2 protein-coding genes are annotated in these 1,143 nt (G+C 67.8%); both read left to right on the forward strand.

Annotated features, from left to right (window positions below):
- Positions 1-103 precede the first annotated feature (103 nt).
- The gene (locus U4E84_RS18150) at positions 104-262 is read left to right on the forward strand and encodes a hypothetical protein (protein ID WP_322533466.1); all 159 of its coding nucleotides are present in this window, start codon (positions 104-106) and stop codon (positions 260-262) included.
- A gap of 90 nt (positions 263-352) precedes the next feature.
- The coding region (locus U4E84_RS18155) for a ZIP family metal transporter (RefSeq protein WP_322533467.1) at positions 353-1,143 on the forward strand (791 nt) is incomplete at its 3' end.

A 1,143-nucleotide genomic window follows, 5' to 3' on the forward strand; every position in this document is an offset into this window, starting at 1 on the left:
ACCCGTCAAGTGAAAAGACGGTGACGAACGAGTCGGACCCGTCGAGTGAAAAGACGGTGACGAACGAGTCGGACCCGTCGGAGTCCGACCACGGAGCCTGAGCGTGCCCGCACCGAGCCGGCCGCGAGAGCGTCTCGGGCGGCACAGCCAATCGTCCGACGGTCGCTGCGCCGCGCCCGGGACGAAACTCACCGCGCTGTTGCTGCTCGTCGCGTTGCTTCTCCTCGTGTTCCTCGCCGGCGTCGTTCGGATGCTGGGGTGAACCCGCCGACCGTGCTGTTGTGAGGCGTTCTCAGTCGGTGACCGCGCCCGCCGAAGTTATGGGCGCTACCGGCGTACAACGACCTATCGAATGGTCGCGCTCAACGCCTACGCGTTCGTCTTCGTCGCCGGCCTGATCACGGCGCTGGCGACCGGGATCGGCGCGCTCCCGTTCTTCTTCTTCGACGCGATCAGCGACCGCGGGAACGTGGCGCTGTGGGGGTTCGCGTCGGGGATCATGGTCGCGGCGTCGCTGTTCGGGCTGATCCAGGAGGGGCTCGCGGAGGGGACGCCGGTCGAGATCGGGATCGGCATGCTCGCGGGCGTCGCCCTCGTCGTCTTCGCGCACGACGTGCTGACCGACGCCGACATCGATCCCAAAGAGTACGAGGAGGCGGATTTCAAGAAGCTAATCCTGATCCTCGGGGTGTTGACGGTTCACAGTTTCCCCGAGGGGATCGCGGTCGGCGTCTCCTTCGCGGACCTCGGCATCCAGGGCGGGACCGCGCTGTTCGGCTTCACCGTCCCGCTCTTGGCCGTGTTCATGACCGTTGCAATCTCGATCCACAACGTCCCCGAGGGGACGGCCATCTCGATCCCGCTGCGCGCGATGGGCGTCTCGAAGTGGAAGATGGCCTGGTGGGCGGTGTTCTCCAGCCTCCCGCAGCCGGTGGGGGCCGTGATCGCGTTCGCGTTCGTGCGGTACGCCCGCGAGGTCCTCCCGTACGGCTTCGGCTTCGCCGCGGGCGCGATGATCTACCTCGTCGTCACCGAGTTCGTCCCCGAGGCCCTCGAAACGGGCGCCGACCTCCCGCACGGCGGCAAGCGAGTCCTCGTCGGCGGCATCGCGCTCGGCGCCGCGCTGATGGTCCCGCTCGCGTA

This window comes from Halorubrum sp. AD140 (assembly GCF_034497445.1).
Classification (GTDB): domain Archaea; phylum Halobacteriota; class Halobacteria; order Halobacteriales; family Haloferacaceae; genus Halorubrum.